This is a genomic window from uncultured Legionella sp. (assembly GCF_937871865.1).
In the GTDB taxonomy this organism is placed as follows: Bacteria; Pseudomonadota; Gammaproteobacteria; order Legionellales; family Legionellaceae; genus Legionella.
This window is the reverse complement of record NZ_CALMPD010000002.1, coordinates 1-3390: the sequence shown is the minus strand read 5'-3', so window position 1 is coordinate 3390 and position 3390 is coordinate 1. Positions and strand designations below refer to the sequence as shown.

Below are 3390 nucleotides of genomic sequence, written 5' to 3'. Positions count from 1 at the left end.
CTAATCGCAGTTCTTTTTTTAAATGCATCATAAATTACCTTGTTAAAATTATTCCTGCTACACATCTTGCAAACGGTGGATTGTTGCTTTGTGTACATTAAAAGTATTTTAGCAATGTCTCTGACTGATTTTTCTTCTTGCAAGAGGTCCTTGTTAATGACTTCTGTTCCAGTCCTAAAAATGGATCAATATTATACAATAAATAATAATTTTTTTTCATTTTATTTTTGTATAAATTTGAACAATGCAACATAAACTACCAATAACGGTTGCTCAACGTAATGATTATCGATTTGATAAAAATGCTGGTCTATTAAGTTTCATCTAACCTCTCAGGTGCTCTATATTTAACATTTTGATTGGATATTTTCCTCATAATAAGGTACCATTCGCCTTTTGCTATATATAGAACCATTTTAGTACTATATTTATACTATAGGAACCGAAATAAAATAAACTCCGGACTGGGTTTATTCTTAATTAAGACCTATTTGGTACTAGATTATTTGGCTTGGGGGTGTTATGCTGCGCATCAGCAAATTGGCTGATTATGGAACAGTTGTTATGGTGTATCTTGCCAAGCATGCCCAAGAATTATGTAATGCCCGTGATATTGCGTTGCATACTCATTTAGCGGTGCCGACAGTCAGTAAAATTTTAAAACGTTTAACCGGGGCAGGCTTGCTCACTTCAGTACGAGGAGTGACTGGTGGGTACCGATTGCAACGACCGGCTACTGAAATATCAGTATCTCAAATTATTTATGCATTAGAAGAACATCGTGGTTTTACTGAGTGCAGTTTGCAACCTAATGATTGTTCTTTGCAAGGAGTATGTACCATTCAGGGTAATTGGCGATTAATCAGCCGTGCCATAGAAACTGCCCTGGATAGTGTCAGTTTGGAAGCATTGGCAAAACCAACTCTTCATACACAGGATGTTGAGCGAGTTCGGCAATTAGCAAGTGGAGTAAATCGTGGCTAAAAGCAGTGAGCAAATTAATTCTCTGCTCGACAGAGACTATCAACATGGTTTTATAACCGACATTGAAGTGGATACTTTTCCTCCGGGTTTGAATGAGGATGTGATCCGTCGTTTGTCGGCAATCAAGGGTGAGCCTGAATTTTTACTGGAGTGGCGTCTGAAAGCATACAGACATTGGCTTACTCTGCCTCATCCTGAGTGGTCCAGCGTGCATTATCCTCCAGTGGACTATAACGCCATTTCTTATTATTCAGCACCAAAGAATAAAAAAGACGCACCAAAAAGCCTGGACGAGGTTGATCCTGAGTTATTAAGAACTTATGAAAAACTGGGCATTCCGTTAAGAGAGCAGGAAATGCTGGCAGGAGTTGCCGTTGATGCGGTTTTTGATAGCGTCTCAGTGGCAACAACGTTTAAGGCCAAGCTGGCAGAAAAGGGCGTCATTTTTTGTCCTTTTTCAGAAGCGGTGCATGAGCATCCTGAATTATTAATGAAGTATTTGGGGTCAGTTGTTTCTTATCGCGATAACTTCTATGCTGCGTTAAACTCTGCTGTTTTTAGTGATGGTTCCTTTGTTTATATCCCCAAAGGCGTGCGATGCCCCATGGAATTATCCACCTATTTTCGTATCAATGCAGCTTCAACCGGTCAATTTGAGCGGACTCTGATCGTCGCTGATGACGACAGTTACGTCTCCTATCTTGAAGGATGCACTGCACCCATGCGTGATGAAAATCAATTACACGCAGCAGTCGTTGAACTGGTGGCCTTAGATGGTGCTCAAATTAAATATTCGACCGTGCAAAACTGGTACCCTGGTGACAAAGACGGAAAAGGCGGTATTTATAATTTTGTAACCAAACGTGGTGCGTGTCGTGGTAAGCGTTCTAAAATTTCCTGGACGCAAATTGAAACAGGGTCTGCTATCACCTGGAAATATCCTAGTGTCATTCTTCAGGGCGATGATTCTGTGGGTGAGTTTTATTCCGTGGCGTTAACTAATAATTGCCAGCAGGCAGATACGGGTACCAAGATGATCCATATCGGAAAAAATACTCGTTCCACTATCATTTCAAAAGGTATTAGTGCCGGTCGTGCTCATAATGCTTATCGTGGCCTGGTTCGTATTGCACCCACAGCGACTAATGCACGAAATTACACTCAGTGTGATTCGATGCTGATGGGAAGCGAGTGTTCAGCGCATACCTTCCCTTATATTGAAGTGAAGAATCCGACAGCTCAAGTAGAGCACGAAGCAACTACATCAAAAATCAGTGAGGAACAATTATTCTATTGCCAACAACGTGGTATAGACACTGAAGATGCAGTATCGATGATTGTAAACGGTTTTTGCAAACAGGTATTAAAAGAATTACCAATGGAGTTTGCAGTGGAAGCCACTAAATTGTTAGGAATAAGTTTAGAAGGGGCAGTAGGTTAATATGTTAAAAATCAATGAATTAAATGTCGCAATTAATGCGCAATCCATTTTAAAAGGCATTAATCTGCAGGTCAATGCAGGTGAAGTACATGCCATCATGGGACCTAATGGCTCAGGCAAGAGTACTTTGTCTAAAGTGCTGGCTGGGCATCCTTCTTATGAAGTCACCAGTGGTGAAGTGATTTATCAAGGGCAGGATTTATTACCCTTGGCTCCGGAAGAGCGCGCTCAGGCGGGTATTTTCATGTCCTTTCAATATCCAGTTGAAATTCCTGGAGTAACCAATATTAATTTTCTCAAGGCCTCGGTGAATGCTGTTCGTAAGGGACAGGGAAGAAACACGCTTGATGCTATTGAGTTTTTAAGTTTTATTCGTGAAAAATGCCAGCTACTGGATATGGATGAAAGCTTCTTGTATCGCAGTATTAATGAAGGCTTTTCTGGTGGTGAGAAGAAACGTAACGAAATCCTGCAAATGGCGGCATTAGAGCCAAAACTGGCTGTTCTTGATGAAACGGATTCTGGCCTGGATATTGATGCTCTGCGGATTATTTCACAAGGCGTTAATGCCATGCGTTCTCCTGAGCGTTCTATTATTTTAGTGACGCATTACCAGCGCTTACTGGATTATATTGAACCTGACTTTATTCATGTTTTAGTTAATGGGCGTATTATTATGTCCGGTGATAAATCTTTAGCACTTGAGTTGGAGAAAAAGGGTTATAGCTGGCTTGAGGAAACGGAGCAGTTATGAACGAGATTCTGGATTTTTATCAACAGCAGGCTAAAGCCGGCAAGTCAACAATTCCCTGGCTTGCCCAACTGCAATCAAAAGCACTGGATAAATTAGGCCGTAGAGGCTTTCCAACTCGCCGTGATGAGGAGTGGAAATATACGTCAGTGGATGCTTTGCTAAAACAACAGTTTCTGCCAGCTCAAAATACGAACAGTGCTCTTGCTGCGCC

The 3390-nt window shown here is 41.2% G+C and carries 3 protein-coding genes and 1 pseudogene; all 4 read left to right on the top strand.

What is annotated here, in order from left to right; genetic code table 11:
• Nucleotides 1–522: 522 nt before the first annotated feature.
• Nucleotides 523–984, top strand: a complete 462-nt coding sequence (locus Q0495_RS00035; protein WP_298621814.1) for an SUF system Fe-S cluster assembly regulator — start codon at nt 523–525, stop codon at nt 982–984.
• Nucleotides 977–2425, top strand: a complete 1449-nt coding sequence (gene sufB / locus Q0495_RS00030) for a Fe-S cluster assembly protein SufB (protein WP_298621812.1) — start codon at nt 977–979, stop codon at nt 2423–2425. Before Q0495_RS00035 ends, sufB begins: the two co-directional genes overlap by 8 nt.
• A gap of 1 nt (nt 2426) precedes the next feature.
• Nucleotides 2427–3179 (top strand): Fe-S cluster assembly ATPase SufC, encoded by a 753-nt coding sequence (gene sufC, locus Q0495_RS00025; RefSeq protein ID WP_298621809.1) that lies wholly within the window; start codon nt 2427–2429, stop codon nt 3177–3179.
• Nucleotides 3176–3390, top strand: a pseudogene (locus Q0495_RS00020) (Fe-S cluster assembly protein SufD); the annotation flags it as partial. The gene sufC and the pseudogene Q0495_RS00020, both read left to right, overlap by 4 nt.